The organism is Salegentibacter holothuriorum (genome assembly GCF_900168045.1).
Taxonomy (GTDB): Bacteria; Bacteroidota; Bacteroidia; order Flavobacteriales; family Flavobacteriaceae; genus Salegentibacter; species Salegentibacter holothuriorum.
In genome coordinates, this window is the sequence record NZ_FUYY01000008.1 from 1 (window position 1) to 18578 (window position 18578).

The window sequence follows — 18578 nt, forward strand, 5'->3', positions numbered from 1 at the left end:
TGGTATTTCGTTATCGGTAATAGTTACTAGCTGGGTATCAGTAGCAGTAATACCAGAGTCATCGGTAATTGACCAGGTGACTGTAGTAGATCCAACCATGAATTGCGTCGGAGCATCATTTGTTGGACTACTGGAAGTTCCTCCAACTGATGCATTTCCGAGATCAATATTTGATCGTAATGCATAACATTGTCCGGAATCATTAATATGATTAACATCAGCAGGAGCTATAATCGTAGGCGCCGCTTCTAATAAAAAACCTACAAAAAATGATTTGTTTTTAATTTGCTTTTCAAATACAGCCTTTTCCGGGCCATAATTGATACTAGCCAAAACAGTGTTAGCGGAAAGTGAGAACAGTCCGTAAATAAATACCGCTAAGAAAAACCGGGGAGTAATTTTACCCATAGGCAACTAATTGCTTTTAGAGGGTAAAATTACATATAAAAAATCTATTTTAACAAGAATTTAAATACAAAATAAAGATTTAAATGTCTAATAACCAGATAAAAACCATCTTTTGGGGGGTGACCGTGAATTCTTGTAGGAAAAATCATTCTAAATTCATAATAAACTTTTTATTTCTACTTCCCATTTCAGTAATTAGTTTTATAATATATACGCTTGCATGTCTTGACCTAATATTGATAGTGGTTTCTTTTTCAGTAGGGATGTCATCGTAGGTTTTTAAAACTCTACCGTTTAAATCAAAGATTAATATTTCGGAAATATTTACCAGGTCTGGGTTGCTAATTATCAGTTCCCTGGTATCGTTATAATACACGAAATCTACTGTATTGTTCAATTTTGGTTTTACAGGCTTTTCCAGCTCGTTTTTATTCCTGAAAACTATTTCGAACCTTTCATTATGAGTTCCAGATTCTGAAGTAGCGAAGTAAGCGCCTGATCTAAGATCGTGAATGCTATCGTGTATCTTATCTTTTAGATACACCGGTTGTGTGTCGGGGTAATTTTTTAGTTCCCCGATTTCAACGCTGAACGCAACTTCCTCTTTTATTTTAATTCCCAGTGGTAAAACCTGATCTATGTTAAAATCTGGTACGGCCTGAATAACGAATTCGTTGTCTTGAATTAACCAGTACATGTCTTCTGGTATATCATCGATTAACAGTGCGTCATAGCCTAAATCGAAACCATTGGTGGTATTTGCATCGGCAGTTACCAAAATTTGTCTTTGAAAACCAATTGGAGAGGTGAAATTTAATTTTATCTTATATCTTGAATCTTTTGTTGTTACCTTGGTTTTCTCTTTAGTAGGATAAATAGGTTTAAGAAATTGCGATTCATTTGAATTTAGTTCGGTGACAAAAGCTCTTTGGCCATTATTGAAGTTAACCGTACCTCCATTTATGGTAATACCATTGGCAATTGCAGGATCTAAAACTGTATTGATAAAAAATCCCTGGCCAACCGGGACAAATTGTCCTGGTTCTTTGGTTCCTGAGGAACCATCGTTATTAATACGTTCATCTACAGATGATGCAGATTTGACGGCTCCAGAGAGATTTATCGTTGCATAACCACCAACATATTCTCTTAAAATATGCGTGTTTTCAGGCCCAAAATGATCCCAGAAATAAAGTGCTCCGTTAAAAATATTTTGAGTGTTTGTAGCACCCGAAACTATGTTTTTATCCAGGTTGTCTAAAATAAATTGTTTTGCTTCCATCGCAGATGGATATGGATTGCCAATTAAACGGTTTTGGTTAGTACCAATACTTACTCCGCTAACAGGACCATTATTTGGCAATCCTTTAAAAACATAATTTTGTGGTGTTGAAATCGCCACATTCCCAGAGGTGCCTTTCATTGTGAAACCGTCCCCTGCATTAAGAAGGCCATTTTCACCTATCCATTTCCATTCTGCATAAATATTTGCGGTTCCAAAGAATTTAAAAAGCCAATAGGCGCTAATGCGTTTTGGACCGGCAGTATAATTATAATTGTCGGCGTAGGTATGGTCGTAGGCAAAGGAAATATCCTTCGCGTTATTAGAATCTGTTCCGTCTTTTAGAAGATTTTTTATTGAACCACCGCTATTAGAAGCTCCGGCACTAACCGGGAAGCTCCAGTAATTATAATTGTAGCTGTTCGCTGTTCCTTGTTGGTCTCGTTCCAGATAACCGGAACTGCCGGCATCAACAATACTACCAATATCCTGTATTAATTGAGACTCTCCGGTAAGATCTATAACTCCATTTAATTTCAAATAATGACTTACTCTTAAGTATTGCCCCGAATTAGTTTCATTATGTACACCTGACGGATTGAAAATATCCAAAGTCCCCGTTTCCGATTTTAAACCTAATACAATGATATCTTTATTTCCTGAATCAATATCATGGGAAGTTCTAACAATATTCCAATCAATCGGGCTTCCATCTATACCATTGCTATTTGGTGCGTCCCAAACATCAAAGTGTGTCCAGGTGTTATCAGTTGCCCAGGTTTGACCATCTACGCGTGAAGTGTAAGGCAGGGGAGCTGTGTTTTCCTGGAAGGTATCCATATTAACCAGTCTGCCTGGAACTGATGTACTGGCAAGATCTGGGGTAGTTCCCATTGCCACCAATACAGGATCTGCAAGAAGTTGGTAATATCCTGCAAGACTCGTATAACTTAGTCCGCCGGGAACATTCATTGGAATTTCTACGCCCATTTGTGTACCATTATTGTAGAGGCGTTGGTTCATCATAAATCTAATTTGGTCTATGGTAAGGTTGCTGTTCCAGATACGGACTTCTTCAATCCAGCCATCAAAATGATTTTCGGGAGTTCCATTGTTCCATCTTGCTCCAATTAAGGTTTTTGTACCACTATTACCTATATTAAAACTTCCTTCTTCAATTCCATCAATATAAAGCTTGTTATTAGATACAGCAATATGGTACCAGCGAGTATTAGGATAAATTCCAGCGGGTAAATCTTCCATATTTATTTCAAAATTAGGCCCGCTTAGAATAGTTCCAGTTGAGCTTTGTGGGCGTATCCAGGCTTCCAGGGTGTAGTTGCCGGTATAAGTTTCGCCCAGGTCTACATAATCATCTATACCGTCAAAATCCAGGGCTGTGCATGCTTCGAAAGCAATTTCTAAAGGTTCATAAATTGGTAAACAGTTTTGGTTTTCTATTAAATTGCCATTTTCATCGGTTTCGGTTGGTTCTAAAATCCAGGTGAAGATATAATTTTCAGTATTTTGAGATTCTGAAGTGAAAATTGCGTTCGGATTGGTTATAGGATCAGTTGTATCATTAGGATCTATATTTGAAAATTCGAAATTTTCATCTGGGCCTTCTACATTCCATTTTCCAATGTAGCCATCTGCAGTAGGGTAGGAGGTAATTACACCCTGAGCTGCACTGCTTACCGTGGCAGTCAACTCGGCCGAGTATACACCACAATTACCGGTCTCAGCAGTGATACTGGTAGTATATTGATCATATACAAAAACCTTGATTTCTTCGTCGTTTCTGGCAGTTGGGCAAGAGCCGCCTGTATACTCTAAAGTAGTAGTAATTACAGAAACATTCCATCCAATTTCGGTGGGGGTCCATTGTTCTGAAAAATTAGTTCCGATAACCACAGGTGTTTCGGGATTGGTCGTGTCTTCCCAAATAACACCTACATCCTGGGGGCCGTCCGGTAAAATAATATTATCTACAGCCCAAACATCTCCATCTCTAACTCCCGTGAACTTAAACATAATTCTTAGGTTATTTTGTCCAATATAATCGCCTAAATCAATTTCCATCTTATTTTCCGGACGGGAAGTTGGGTTTCCAGAGGAGAAATTGGCATAGTTTCCACTTGAGGGATCGTTGTTATTATTGTATAATTGTGTGTAACTACCTGCGGCTCCACCACTGGTAGAAATTAATACTTCAATGGAAGCGCCGGGTGTAAGATTATACGCCTGGTCAAAAGTTAAAATACCTGAATCCATCCCGTCTAAAGCAAAAACATTGGTTTCCATCGTAGAACTATTAGTTCCGGATACAATAGCAAAACCTTTATTTCCACTCGTTAACCCGTGATCAAATAATTGCAAGGAGGTGTTGTAGGGAGAAGAGAGGTTAGCGGTAATAAATTCCCGTGGCGTAACTCTTTTCCAGACATTTGGTCTAACATTATTAGCACTGGATTCAAAATTTTCCAAGTTGCCATCAGAATCTTTTATTCTCCAGCCATGTTGATCTATAGACGCATTATTGAAATTACCTCTATCGTTTATACCATCGCCAGATTCATAACCAGACTCCGCGGTTAAGGTAACTTCATCCCCTAAGCATATAAGATCTTCGCTAACACTAACCGGGGCCGGTTCAATATCAGAGGAAATTATACTTAAAATAGCAGTTCTGCTGGTTAACGGTTCGCTACAGGCTCCATTTATTACCTCTGCCTGGAAAATAAGAGTTTCATTACCCAATAAATTCCCGATAACAGCAGCAGATAAGGTTGTGCCGGTTTCTCCGGCTATAGTTTGAAAAGAACCCTGTGCGGTTCTATATTTCCAGGCTACAACTTCTCCAGTATGACCGGTTAGAACAAGATCTTCCAAAAATTCCGGATCTTGGCAAGTGGTATACAGACGGTCAAATCCTTGAAAATTCAGTTCTCCACCTACGGGATACTCATCCACCTGTATATTAACACTTTCTGAAGTGGTTTCATCGCATATCCCATTTTGCACTACAGCTCTAAATGAGGTACTAAGGATGAGGTTTTCATAAGTATAACTTGTTGATATTTCAGAAGCTTCCTGATTTACTGTTTCCCAGGTAGATTCGTTATCTTCGGAATACTCCCAGCGAATTACTTCCCCGTTTATATTCGCCACGGAAATTTCTCCGGAATTGTTTCCAATACAAACATTGGTTTCTCCGGTAATTGTTCCGGCATCACTGGGTTGGTCAACCTGAATCGTGATTTCAGCTTCAGAGGAGCAATCTCCTGTGCTCGTGCCAATAACCGTATAGGTAGTTGTCGTTTCAGGGTTTATTTCAAGAGAATCTGCGGTTCCAATTTCTTCATCGGCTTCGTTATACCAGATATAAGAGTCAGCTCCTACTGCGGTTAAGATAACAGTAGATGCTGCGCAAACAAGAGTTTCTGAAGGGGTTATAGTAACCTCTGGTAATTCATGAATTATTACTTCAATAGTCACTTTATCACTTTCGCAAGCTTCAAGGCTTTGAGAGACATAGTAAAGATAAGTTCCCGGGGCCGCGGTATCGGGGGTGGGAGCTGCTGTAAGTGCATTGCTATCTTCATCATACCAATTTAAAATTGCACCGTTAGTAGTGGTGGCTTCTAAGGTGTTTGCTGTCTCACCTTCGCAGTATTCCAAAAGTGCAGTGGTTTCGGGAGTTAAAGGTTTTTCTTTAATGTTTACACTAACTGCCACCCGTTCACTTTCACATACATCTGGAGTTTGAGTTACCCAGTAGATAGTTTCTCCAGGTGCATCGGTATTGGGTATGGGTTGAGTAGAAAAAGCATCATCTCCGTTTTCAGAAGCATACCACGTGAGGTTAGTACCACTAACCACTGTTAATGCGGGAGCATTCTCAAACTGGCAATATTCAAACTTTTCTACTGTAGGTTGCTCCGGAATTTCATTTAAACGTAATTGAAAAGGATTTGTAACTGCGGTAGAACAGGTGAATTCAGAAGGTCCTTGAATTTCTACATAATAATCTCCGTTGTAGGCAGTAGTAACATTAATTATTTCCAGGATGCCTTCATATTTCCCATTTTCATCGGCTGGCTGTGTGGTAATCGTAATATTTGCATCAGTATCATCTACGATCGTATTTCCTTTATACCAGGTGAAAGTTAAGGGTGCGCCATTTGCGTGCGCGATAAATTTCAGGTTAACTTCTGAAAATCCGTCACCACATATTGGAACTTCCTTAACAGGTTCTTCAATAATAATATCTTCATCTACATTAAGGCTAACAGTATCAGAAGTAACTTCGGAGCAAGATTGAGCTCCTGTGATCACCACATAATATTCCCCGGCATTAACAGAAGTCGTGTTGCTAAAGTTAAGCGTGGCAGAAGTTGCACCACTTACAGCATTTCCGTCTTGATACCACTGATAACTTAGATCGTCTCCAATGGCACTAACACTTAACTCACTTGGTTGGGTGGTACAAATTCCAATATTAAATGGTTGGGAAGTGATCTGTGGTTTCTCGAAAATTTCTATTTCCAGGCTTGTAACGACTTCATCACATGAATTTTTAGCAGGAATACTGTAAAAAACCGTATGTGACCCGCTGTTACTGGATGCTGGGTCTATATTTCCATCTGCACTTATGGCAAGTCCGTTACTTCCTGAAAATGTTCCGTCTTGATATTCAGTAGGTGTATTTATAAAAGTTACCGGTTGATCTTGCGTTACAGACGTACAAAGCGAAGCGTTTTCATAACTTATAGTTGCGTATGGTACTTCTGTTATAGCGACTGAAGTATTTATGATTACTGCTTCACACCCTCCTTGTTCCATAATAGTATATGTTATGCTGTAAATTTCAGGATCACTTAAGGATGGATTAATAGCGCCGGTTTGGCTATCAATTGAAAGTCCGGTAGGGCTTGATGTAAACGTGCCGTTTGTGTAATTACCTATAGTATTACTAAAGCTTACTTGCTGTAATTCAGTTTCTGAAGCGCAAATTGGTGTGTTGTAATTTATTTCTGCAGATGGCAATTCTGTGATTGTTATGCTTGTTTCTGTGATAGCCGGAGCGCATCCATTTATCTCTGGAGTAGTATATGTGACCGTATAGGTTCCCGGGTCACTTCCTGTTGGAGTTATAGTCCCGGTTGTAGCGTTTAGCTCTAGTCCATTTCCTGCGGAAAAAGTACCGCTCTGGCTATTATTATTTCCGGTAAGTTCAACTACAAAAGCTGCTGTTTCAGAATTGCAGACTTCTGTTGCCGGATAAGCGATGGTTGGATTTGGAGCTTCGGTTATTATGATTTCTGTAGTGAAATTATAAGTTCCACAACCAGCACTTTCTGGAGTGGTATAAGTTACCTGGTATGTGCCTGGATTACTCGTAGACGGATTAATTTCTCCGGTTTCAGAATCTATTTGTAAACCAGTTCCGGCAGCGAATGTGCCATTTTCATAATTTCCGCTGCCATTTAGCGTTACTGTTTTGGTGTTCTCATCTGATGAACAGAAATGGGTGTCTTCGTAGCTTAAACTTACCTGTGGTACTGCCGTAATGCTTATATTGGTAGTTAATTCTACACGTTCACAACCTAGTGTTGGAGGAATAATGTAAGTGATTAGATATTCGCCGGGATTACTATTTTCAGGATTAATTGCCCCGGAATTTTCATTAATACTTAGTCCGGCTGGTGTTGCTGTAAAAACTCCATTTTCAATAGCTCCAATAGGGTTTTCCAGTGTTATTTGTTTAATTTCTGTATCATCTTCACAAAAGGCAGCTTGAGTATAAACCAGGTCTGCAAATGGAACCGGGTTAACTATTACCTCGTGAGTTCCTGAGAGTGAATTCTCGCATAGGGGTTCCTCCAGGTATTGTGAGCTTATTAATTGGAAAGTAGTAGAAGAAGTTAAGTTTCCCGTAATTATACCGGCTTCTCCATTGGCATCCAGGTCTATAGTTTTAGAGTTTCCGTTTTCGGTATAAGTAATTCGGGTTTCGGGTGTTCCTGTTAAACTTATTTGTGTACTGGAATTTTCGCAAATATCCTGACCTGTGGTAGTAAAAGAAGCCTGTGGGTCTTCCCTAAAAAATATGGTCATTTCGTCTTCACCTGCATTACATGCACCACCCGGTTTCTCTGTAGTGACACTAATGGTAACCTGCCCGTTGTTTATATCGGAAGCGGTAGGAATGTACTCAATTTTAAAACTGTCTACCTTTCCAGAGGGTGGATCAATTTGTGTCCCCGAGGAAGTTTCAATATTGTCGATTTTTAATTTAGCATTTTTCGAACCAAAGGCTACATACGCATCAATAATAATAGTGTTGTTTAGGCTACACAAAACCATATCTTCACCAAGATCGGTAACTACATAATCATCAATGGCTATTCCTCCCATCGTTTCGCTTGCGCTTGCTCCGCAAATATTTATGGCCTGTACTGAAACGCTTTCGTTAGCACTATAGTTGGAATTTGCGGTAATATTTACAGTAATATTAGTGGTTCCTGCACCGCTTACAATATTCCATCCATTGGGTAAGCTCCATAAATATTCTTCGGTATTCTCAACTTCATCTATCCAAAATTCTACATTATTAAATGGAGGGCATATTGCGGTACTGGGTAAATTAGAAGATATTGCTAAAGGTTTTTCTGGGACAGCAGTAGTAGAGGTTATCGTTTTAAAAACTACTGAACTAGCTCCACAATCGTTTTTTGCGAAAACTTCAATATTTCCTGATGTTCCCGAAGCACTTACCTCAATATTATTGGTGTTTTGACCTGAGGTGATTGCCCAGCCCGAGGGTAATGACCATTCATAGGAAGTAGCATGATTAATAAGTGGAATGCTATATTGCAGTTGTGTTGCATTAGAACAAACCGTTTGTGGGCCGGTTATTTCTACAGTTCCAATTTCAGGGGTTGGCGCATCTACGCTAACCGATAAGGAACTGGCAGTGCCTTGTCCACAGGAATTTTTTGGAACTACACTCACCAGTCCGTTTTCTCCATAATTGCCTGCATTTACGGTGATGCTGTTTCCGGTTTCAGTTCCTGTAATATTCCATCCGGTGGGTATACTCCAAATATATTCCTCGACTTCAGCTAAAGCGGAAACAGAAAATTCTATTTGATCTCCCGGACAAATAACATTATTGGAGTTGCTGAAATTGATGCTTATAGAGCCAGCGTTTGTAGGTGCTCCATCCTGCATCTGAATCGCCAGGCTTTGAGATGCACTAGTACCACATGAATTTCTTGCTGCAACCGCAATGTTCCCACTTCCAGATTGGCCTGTTTGAATACTTATTTGAGGTGTTGTAGTGATTTGCTCTTGCATTCCCCATGAAGAAGGAAAGTTCCATATATATTCCTCGGTACCGCTTATGGCATTTATTGTATAAGTTTCACTAGTACCGGGGCAGACTTCTATAGCTCCGATTATGGTTCCAGGAATACCAGGAGTGCCTGCTTCTACATTTACTGCCAAATTCCTAGTTGCACTTTCGCCACAGGAATTTATAGCTTTTACAGTAATTTGTCCACTTCCTGAATTTCCGGTATTAATGGTAGCTTCCGGTGTACTTGTGGTTATTGTGTTGTTTGTTCCCCATCCTGAAGGGAAAGTCCATTCGTAAGTTTCAGCATTTGCTATGGCGGCTATGCTGTAGGTTTCATTCACTCCCGGACAAACCGATTCGTTTCCTGAAATATTTCCGAGTTGGCCGGGAGCATCGGGTTGCACGGTTACGTTAATACTTTGCTCACTATTGCTACATTCGCCTATTGCAATCACTTTTATAGTGCCATCACTGCTTCCGGTGGTTAATGTTATGGATGTAGAGCTACTAGACCCGCTCCATCCATTAGGTAATTCCCATTGATAAGAAATAGCGTTATTAACAGTGGAAATACTGTAGGTCTCTGAGGTTCCCGGACAAACCGTGATGCTTCCAGTAATTGCAGAAGGAGTGCCGGGTGAGGCTGGTTTTTCGGAAATAGTAATTTGATTACTTAAAAAATCATCGGTACAGGGATTGCTGGAACTTATGAATAGCTGAACCTGATCTCCGTCATTAAGAGAGGTGTTTAAAGTTGAATTATTTCCTACACTGGAATTATTCACTCTCCAGTCGTATACAGGATTAGTTCCGGCTTCCGTAATGCTTGATATACTAAAATTTATATTTCCCCCGGGACATACCGGGTTTTTATCTGCCTGAATAACCACGCTTCCCTGGCGAATACTATTCACCGTCATTTTAATAGGTTGGGAAGGGATTTCGCAGTTTGCATCATCGCTGGAGGTAACTATAAGCCTTACCTCATCGTTATTCTGAAGTGTGGAGGTGCTAAAGCTTGTTTGAGTGGTTCCAACATCGGTTCCATTTATTTGCCATTGGTAAATTAAATTGCTGCCTCCAGTAACTGATGAGTTGAAAGTAACCTGGGTATTTTCACAAATGGTTCTACCTTCAGCTGCACTTATGCTAACCGAAGTAGGACAGGCCTGGGAATATCCATTTTCAGAAATTATAACAATAGAAAATACCAGTAATAAATAATAAAGTAATTTTCTTCCCATAATAGTAATGTTTTAGAGCAATAATAATTACGTAGGGATAATTATATGTAACAGTCTATAAAGGGTTAACCTTCTGGGGTGAAGACAATTAACAATGGAAAGTACGGTTTTTTATACTATTGGCCGTTTTAAATCGGTGAAGGGATATTTAATTCGTTAAAATAATTTAATAATATTTTGTTTATGTGTTAATAAATTATATAAAATACAATTAAAACTTTCTTAAGCTCTTTGGAATATAGTTTAAGGCAGTTTAGATTGTTGGAATAAAAAAGCCGCAGCGAATAAGGCTACGGCTTTTTTTTTGAAGTAAAATTCTTACAAATTATTCACCCATAAAAGGATATCTGTAATCGGTTGCCGGAACAAAAGTTTCCTTAATTAATCTTACGGAAATCCATCTCATCAGGTTCATTTTAGACCCTGCCTTATCATTGGTTCCGCTGGATCTTGCACCTCCAAATGGCTGCTGACCAACAACGGCTCCAGTAGGCTTATCATTGATATAGAAGTTACCGGCAGCATTTTGCAGTAAATCTGTTGCTTTCGCGGCAGCATAACGATCACCCGAAATAATCGCTCCTGTAAGAGCATACATACTCGTATTGTCTACCGTTTCGCATATATCTTCCCATTTCTTTTCATCAAAGTTCTTATCATCATATACATAGATGGTAACAACCGGACCAAAAAGTTCGGTTTCCATGGTGGTGTAATGCGGATCTGTGGTGAGGATTACGGTCGGCTCAATAAAATAACCTTTAGATTTATCATAATTTCCGCCAACTACGATTTCGGCCTTTTCGTCTTTCTTGGCTTTGTCAATATAACTCGCTAGTTTATCAAACGAACCTTCGTGGATAACCGCATTGATGAAGTTACTCATATCCTCGGGCGATCCCATTTTAAAAGATTCAACATCTTCTACTACGAAATCCTTTATCTCTGGCCAAAGACTTTTTGGAAGATAAACCCTTGAAGCTGCACTACATTTTTGACCCTGGTACTCAAAGGCACCTCGCGATATAGCGGTTGCAACCTGCTTTGCATTAGCTGTTGGATGCGCAAGAATAAAATCTTTTCCACCTGTTTCTCCTACAATTCGTGGGTAAGATTTGTAGTTTCTGATATTCTTTCCAACCTTTTCCCAAATACCTTTAAAGACATCGGTACTTCCGGTGAAATGAATTCCTGCGAAATCTGGGCTGGCAAGAACTGTGTCGGTTACCATTTCCGGATCTCCGTTCACCATATTAATAACTCCATCTGGAACACCGGCCTCCTTGAAAACTTCCATCAAAACCTGAGCGGAAAGCATCTGGCTGTCACTAGGCTTCCAAACCGCTACATTTCCCATAAGGGCTGCACTAGAAGGCAGGTTTCCGGCGATAGCCGTAAAGTTGAAAGGAGTAATGGCATATACAAAGCCTTCAAGAGGTCTGTATTCCACACGGTTCCAGTTTCCGTCAGAAGAAATTGGTTGCTCGTTATAAAGTTCACTCATAAACTCTACGTTGAAGCGCAAAAAGTCACAAATCTCTGCAGCTGAATCGATCTCAGCCTGGTAAATATTTTTTGACTGCCCAATCATGGTAGCAGCGTTAATTCTGGATCTGTATGGTCCCGAGATAAGATCGGCTGCTTTTAAGAAAACAGCTGCACGTTGTTCCCATTCAAGTTTCGCCCATTTTTTTCTGGCTTCCAAAGCTTCTTCAATAGCTTTTTCAACATGTTTCTTTTTGGCTAGGTGATAAGTACCGGCCTGGTGCTGATGGTCGTGAGGAGGGTTAATGGTTTTGGTCTCACCGGTTTTTATTTCCTCAGATCCAATATATAGCGGAACTTCTGTATTAGCGTTCCAAAGATCTTTATAAGTAAGTAAAACTTCTTCTCTTTCCGGCGTTCCCGGAGCATAAGATTTTACTGGTTCGTTAACTGCTTTTGGAACGTGAAAAAATCCTTTTCCCATAGTTATTTTGTATTTTTTGATTTTTAATTATTGTGTGTCTAAAGTTAGAAAAAATAGGTGATTTCTAATCACTCTAACTCACCATTTACGAAAGCTTAACTATTTTAGCGAAATCAGTACATTTATTAAGAAAATTTTATGTGCACTATAAGTCTTATACCACACCTGAAAAATCCTAATGGGTTTATCTTAACATCTAATAGAGATGAAGCCAGCGAAAGGGAGACCTTTCCTCCCAATTTTAAAGTTGAAAAGGAGCTAAAATTACTTTTTCCTGAAGATGCGGTGGCTGGTGGGAGCTGGATTGGAGTGAGCCAGAGAAAAAGGGTTTTATGTTTAATGAATGGTGGTTTTGTCTCGCATAAACGTCAGGGTTATTATAGAAAAAGTAGGGGTTTGGTGCTTAAGGAGTGGCTTGTTGCTGCTAATATTGAAACAGAAATAAAACACTATAATCTGTTAGATATAGAACCTTTTACGGTAGTGGTAGCCGATTGGTCTTCAGGATTGTTTTTTGCTGAATTTGTATGGGATGGTAAGCAGAAGTATTTTAAAAAACTGCCTTTTCAAGCGCAAATTTGGTCCTCCTCACCTTTATATACTTCAGAAATTAAAAACCTTAGGGAAGCGTGGTTTTCAAAATTTCAAAAGGAAAATAATCTTTCTGCTAAAAATTTATGGGAATTTCATCATTCCGCTGGAAAAGGGGATAAAGAAATTGATTTAATTATGGATCGCGGTTTTGTAAAAACTAAAAGTATCTCTCAAATAGAATTCCTGCCAGGAAAATTGATTTTCACATATGAAGATCTTCAAAAAGGAGAAACTACTAGAAAGGAATTTAAAGGACTTTAATTCACGGCAAATGGAGCGCTTAATTTAAAAGTGGGGATCTTAACCCTAAATTTTCTAGTAGAAGTGAAGCTCACCATATTGTAATAACCGCCCATAGAGCCAAATGGAGAGTTTAGTAAGCAACCACTTTGGTAGGTATGGAATTCGCCTGGTTTTAATACAGGTTTTTGGCCAATTACGCCTTCACCCTGTACAATTTCAGTATGGTTTAAGGCATCTTTTATTTTCCAAAAACGAGAGGTTAATTGCACCGAATCATTACTTTGATTTTCTATAGTGATATGGTAAGAAAAAGCAAAACGAGAACCTAAGCTCCTTAGTAAGGTGCCTTCAAAGCTGGTTTTAACCGAAATCTTTATTCCTCTTGTAACTTGTTGAACCATATACTAGTAAATAGCAAAAGACGCTAAAATTGATATTATTGTCGCAATTCCTGCTAAAATAAAAAATATAAAGTTTAAGAGTATGAACTTTACAACGGTTTTAACACGTCCCTGCCCATAAAAATTACGCATGGCCTTATATAAATAGAAGATAAAAACGATAATGGCTACGTTAAATGCCCAATTTTCTAAGAAAATATCTAAAATAGATGCCAGGGCACAAAGTATGAAAAAGGTGGTTTGTACATGGAAAGCAAAGATTAAATGCTCAATATAGTTAAACGGTCTCCTTAAATACAACAGCCAAATAAATAGAGCAAATACCGGTAGGTAAAAGAAAATGATAAACGGTAGTTTGTTAACAAAGTAATTAAAGAATAGCCCCGGATTCTTTTTTATGGTACTCCAGTCTACTGCTTTTTTGTATAACCAATGATTGTAGTTGGATTGTGGATAGGCAAGGCTGTCCATTGCAATTTCGGCTTTCCTAATGGTTGTTTCTTTGTGAAACTTTGAAAAGATATCGAATTTTTTATTTATTGCCTCCAAATAACTCAGACTGTCTAATTTCCCGGAAGGGATGTAAACTTCTTTATAGGATTTTAGATTGCGTTGTTTTTGATTCTGAATATTTGTATCTAAACTCACATCACCCATAGGGGTGGGAACTAGTTTATGCATATTAGCATTTAAGCTATCCTGTTCAATTTTCTGGGCAACTTCATCAGCATCGGTAATTGGTTGAAGGTTGTCAAAGGAATTAGTAAGGCTCCATATTAAAAAGAAAATAATAGAGGCGCTTAAGTAGAATCTAAAAGGATTGGCGTAGCACATGCGCTTTCCATTAATATAATCTTTAGAAATTTTACCGGGTGAAAACAATAAAACCCTTAAAGTTCTTTGAAAACGGGAGTCGTAGGCTAACAGCCCTGAAAAGAATTCAGAGAAAAAATCGTCAAATTTTAATTTTTTAGTGCTGTTTAATTGTCCGCAGCTTGGGCAATATCTGTCACTTTTGTCTAGCGGAAATTTACAATTTAGACATGTAGTGCCTCTGTATTTTAGATCAGATCTATTCGCTGCCATTTTTATAAAGATTTGTTGATCTCTTAATTGGTAATAGTTGTAGAATTTCCTGTGCCTACACCAATTAAACGGTCGTACCTGGCACCGGGGCTTCGGTAGTATACCAACACCTGGTAGGAGTTTTCGGTCTCATCAAAATCACCGCTAAAAAAGCCTTCATCAATGGTTCCGTCTGTACGTTTTAGCACATATTTGTAATTATAGAATCCTTGCTTAAATAACCTTGCACCTTCATAAAGATCAGCATTTTTATTGTAAGTAAGGCGCGTGCTTTTATCTAAATTAAAATTATTAAAGGCTCCGTAAATATGAATTTCACCTCCGTTTAATTCTGAATAATTTTGAAGTTGAAAATGAACCCAAACATATTCGGCTTCTATTGAAGGATTCTCTGCAGGTAGGCTTCGAACTAGAAACTGCCCGTTTATGTCGGGATTGTAAGTATATGGTTCATTGGCTCTAGTGCGGTCTGTGAATAAATAGTGATGATAAAGATTTTTTAATGCAACCGAACTGATATCTGAAGTAGAGGCTCTTAACTCCTTATTGTCAAACTGAAGATATTCGTTTCCGCCCCAAAAAGCGGTTTTGACATCATAGCGATAAACCAGGTCATTGCCAATATTGTATTGCGGTTCAATATTTTTTATACCGGTTTTTAGGTTATGATTTTTGGTAATAAGAACCTTGACATTATTTTCGGGATTTTTAAGAAGTAAATTAGGAGATTCAATGGTGAAATTTACTACTTGTTTTTCATCTATAAACTTCAGGTTCCTGGAGCGTCTTAGATTAATTTTGGCCTGGGCAATATTCTCATAAACCATAAATTTTCGGGAAAAAACCAATTCTTTCTCACTGTTGAAGATGTTGATCATGTAATTGCCACTTACTTTAAGACCGCCGGTATCTTCATTTGGAATTTTAAGCTCGTAATGTGAAAAAGCCTGAAGTGTATTATAAGAATTGAGATAATTAAAGATTCTTATATCATCAAAGCCTATTAAGTATTCGGTTTTTGCTAATTGAGTGGGGGTCCAGTCGTAATTGTAATGTTCTATGGTGTAATAATAATCGGCTTCATCACCAATTATATCATCAAACTTTAAAATTAAGGATTCTCCTAATTGCAAAACAGGATTTCCATAGGTGTTTTGCGCATTTCCAGAGAGTTGAATGCTCCGTATATAATTTGGCGGAAGTGTCTCCTGTGCTACCTGGGCAGTCAATGCCAGCGATGAAAGGGATAAAAGTAAGAGTGAGAAAAAGTTTTTCATTAAAATAGAATCTTGACAAATGTAATTACAAATATTATTCTATAATTTTTAACATTTCACTTTAACAGTTTTAAATGCTTAAAAATCTTTGGTTTCTTGGGAAAAGTGTGGTTTAAATTCCTAAATTTGCACGACTCAAAACAAAAATTTTTAACATACACTCCATCCTATGTCAAAAGACATTCGAATTAAAAGAGGATTATCTCTAAAATTAGAAGGGGAGGCGGAAAAAGAGCTTGTAAAAGCTCCAAGGTCTAAAACCTACGCAATTAAACCGCCAGATTTTCACGCTTTGGTACCTAAAATGGTATTAAAAGAAGGGGCTAAGGTCCTTGCTGGCGATGAACTTTTCTTTTCAAAGTACACTGATGAATTACGTTTTACCAGCCCTGTAAGCGGGGTGCTTAAGCAAATTAAGCGTGGTGAAAAGCGTAAAATCATGGAAGTGATTATAGAGGCCGATCCTGAAGACACTTACAGAGATTTTGGAAAAATGAACGCTTCTTCTTCTGATGCTGAAGCTGTAAAGCAGCGCATTTTAGAAAGTGGTTGTGGTGCATTTATTAATCAACGTCCTTACGATATCGTAGCTGATCCTAAAGATACGCCAAAGGCTATTTTTATTTCTGCCGTAAGTACTGCACCATTAGCTCCAGACTGGGGCTTTGTTTTAAAAGAAAAACTAGCTGCTTTTCAGGAAGGGATAAACGCGCTTAAAAAACTTACTCCAGGAAAAGTTCACCTGGGGGTAGATGCTAGTTCTGCACAATATTTAAAAAATATTGAAGGTGTAGAGCTTCATACCGTAAAAGGACCACATCCTGCAGGGAATGTTGGGGTTCAAATTCATAAAATAGATCCAATTAATCAGGGAGATAGAGTTTGGACAGTGAATCCTGAAGATGTGACTATAATTGGTAATCTTTTTCTTACAGGGAATTATATTGCCGATAAAACTATTGCCGTAACAGGTAGTGAAGCTACTAATCGTAAATATTTTTCAACAAAGATTGGAGCTGAGGTTTCAGATGTTATCCAAAAGGTTGATGAAGACGTACGTATTATTTCAGGAAATGTGCTTACCGGTTTGAAACTGGCTTACGATCAACACGTAAGTTTCTTTTCAAACGAAGTGACGCTTATTCCAGAAGGAAATAATTATAGAGCCTTTGGTTGGTTGCCATTTACTTATAACAATATTCACTCAAATTCAAGAACTTCTTTATCCTGGTTGTTTCCAAATAGAAAGTTTAAACCTACCACCAACTTAAATGGGGAGGAGAGAGCTCTTGTGGTAACCGGTGAAATGGAAGAGGTTTTACCTATGGATGTGTATCCAATGCAGCTTATTAAAGCCTGTATGGCCGGTGATATTGAAAAGATGGAAAATCTTGGGATTTATGAAGTAGCTCCTGAGGATTTTGCTTTGGTAGAATACGTGAATACGTCCAAGATCGAGATTCAGGATGTGATTCGTCTTGGTTTGGATTTAATGATTACTGAAGTAGGTTAAAAAGCAGTAGAATTATGGAATGGATTAGACAAAGATTAGATAAAATAAAGGAGCCTTTTGCACCTGGGAAAAAATATGAAAAGTATGCGCCTGCAGTTAATGCAATAGATACTTTTTTGTTTACCCCAAATCATACCACGCAAAAAGGAGCTCATATTCGTGACGCAGTAGATTTAAAACGTACAATGATCACGGTGGTACTTGCCCTTATTCCAGCGCTTATTTTTGGGATGTGGAATGCCGGTTACCAGCACTTTACTCAGTTAGGTGGTGATTTTACCTTTTGGGATGCGTTTGGTCACGGAGCATTAAAGATTGTTCCTATGATCGTAGTTTCTTACGCGGTTGGACTGGGAATTGAGTTTGCCTTCGCCATCTTTAGAGGGCACGAGGTAAACGAAGGATATTTAGTGACAGGTTTGTTGATACCAATGATTATGCCTATTGATTTTCCACTTTGGATGCTGGCACTATCTGTAGTATTTGCAGTTCTTGTTGGTAAGGAAGCATTTGGAGGTACAGGAATGAATATTCTTAACCCGGCTCTTACCGCAAGGGCATTTGCATTCTTTGCTTATCCTACCTATATGTCTGGTAACCAGGTTTGGGTTAGTGAAGCAAGTAGTGTAGATGCAATTTCTGGAGAAACTATTCTTGGTTCTTTGGCAGCTGGAGAGAATGCGAGTTACAGTATGATGGATATGTTCTACGGGTTTATCCCGGGATCTGTAGCAGAAACTTCAACACTCTTTATTCTTCTGGGGGCCTTGCTTTTAATTTTAACAAAAGTAGGTAGCTGGAGAATTATATTGAGTGCATTTATAGGTGCAGCAGTAATGGGACTTATTTTTAACGCTTTGCCTTCAATGGGGGTTACAGGTAATGAACTTACAAACTTCCCATGGTATGGTCACTTAATTATTGGTGGACTTGCTTTTGGTATTGTGTTTATGGCTACAGATCCTGTATCTGCAGCGCAAACTATGAAAGGGAAATGGATCTACGGATTTCTAATAGGTTTCCTTTCAGTAATGATTAGGGTTTTTAACCCGGCATACCCAGAAGGAGTAATGCTTGGAATCTTACTTATGAACGTATTTGCACCAACGATAGATCACTACGTAATTCAATCTAATATCAAGCGTAGAAAAAAGAGAATTGAATCCGCCACCGCACAGGTGAAAACAGCAGTTTAATT

Annotated in this window: 9 protein-coding genes; 3 read left to right on the plus strand and 6 right to left on the minus strand. The window is 38.5% G+C overall.

Going from position 1 to position 18578, the window contains the following annotated elements:
* The 3 genes from B5X51_RS14200 to pruA all read right to left on the minus strand — a co-directional run.
* On the minus strand, positions 1-408 hold a 408-nt coding region (locus tag B5X51_RS14200; protein WP_139374902.1), incomplete at its 3' end, for a hypothetical protein.
* A gap of 145 nt (positions 409-553) precedes the next feature.
* Complete coding sequence (locus B5X51_RS14205; RefSeq protein ID WP_079721850.1) at positions 554-10297, minus strand: LamG-like jellyroll fold domain-containing protein; 9744 nt, start codon at positions 10295-10297, stop codon at positions 554-556.
* A 325-nt stretch (positions 10298-10622) separates the two neighbouring features.
* On the minus strand, positions 10623-12266 hold the full coding sequence (gene pruA, locus B5X51_RS14210; protein ID WP_079721851.1) for an L-glutamate gamma-semialdehyde dehydrogenase: 1644 nt from the start codon (positions 12264-12266) through the stop codon (positions 10623-10625).
* A 138-nt stretch (positions 12267-12404) separates the two neighbouring features.
* Between pruA and B5X51_RS14215 the strand changes: the two genes are divergently transcribed.
* Positions 12405-13121 (plus strand): NRDE family protein, encoded by a 717-nt coding sequence (locus B5X51_RS14215; RefSeq protein WP_079721852.1) that lies wholly within the window; start codon positions 12405-12407, stop codon positions 13119-13121.
* Here B5X51_RS14215 and apaG read toward each other — a convergent pair.
* Genes apaG through B5X51_RS14230 form a run of 3 tightly spaced genes read right to left on the minus strand, consistent with a single transcriptional unit; the run spans position 13118 to position 15867 of the window.
* Positions 13118-13504, minus strand: coding sequence for a Co2+/Mg2+ efflux protein ApaG (apaG, locus tag B5X51_RS14220; protein ID WP_079721853.1), 387 nt, complete (start codon positions 13502-13504; stop codon positions 13118-13120). The two genes, B5X51_RS14215 and apaG, sit on opposite strands and share 4 nt — an antisense overlap.
* A gap of 3 nt (positions 13505-13507) precedes the next feature.
* Complete coding sequence (locus B5X51_RS14225) at positions 13508-14590, minus strand: DUF3667 domain-containing protein (RefSeq protein ID WP_079721854.1); 1083 nt, start codon at positions 14588-14590, stop codon at positions 13508-13510.
* Positions 14591-14613: 23 nt separating this feature from the next.
* Positions 14614-15867, minus strand: coding sequence for a type IX secretion system plug protein (locus B5X51_RS14230; RefSeq protein WP_079721855.1), 1254 nt, complete (start codon positions 15865-15867; stop codon positions 14614-14616).
* Positions 15868-16036: 169 nt separating this feature from the next.
* On the opposite strand from B5X51_RS14230, the gene B5X51_RS14235 reads away from it, so the two are divergent.
* Positions 16037-17380, plus strand: coding sequence for a Na(+)-translocating NADH-quinone reductase subunit A (locus tag B5X51_RS14235; protein WP_079721856.1), 1344 nt, complete (start codon positions 16037-16039; stop codon positions 17378-17380).
* Positions 17381-17394: 14 nt separating this feature from the next.
* Positions 17395-18576, plus strand: coding sequence for an NADH:ubiquinone reductase (Na(+)-transporting) subunit B (locus B5X51_RS14240; protein WP_079721857.1), 1182 nt, complete (start codon positions 17395-17397; stop codon positions 18574-18576).
* The last annotated feature ends 2 nt before the right edge of the window (positions 18577-18578 follow it).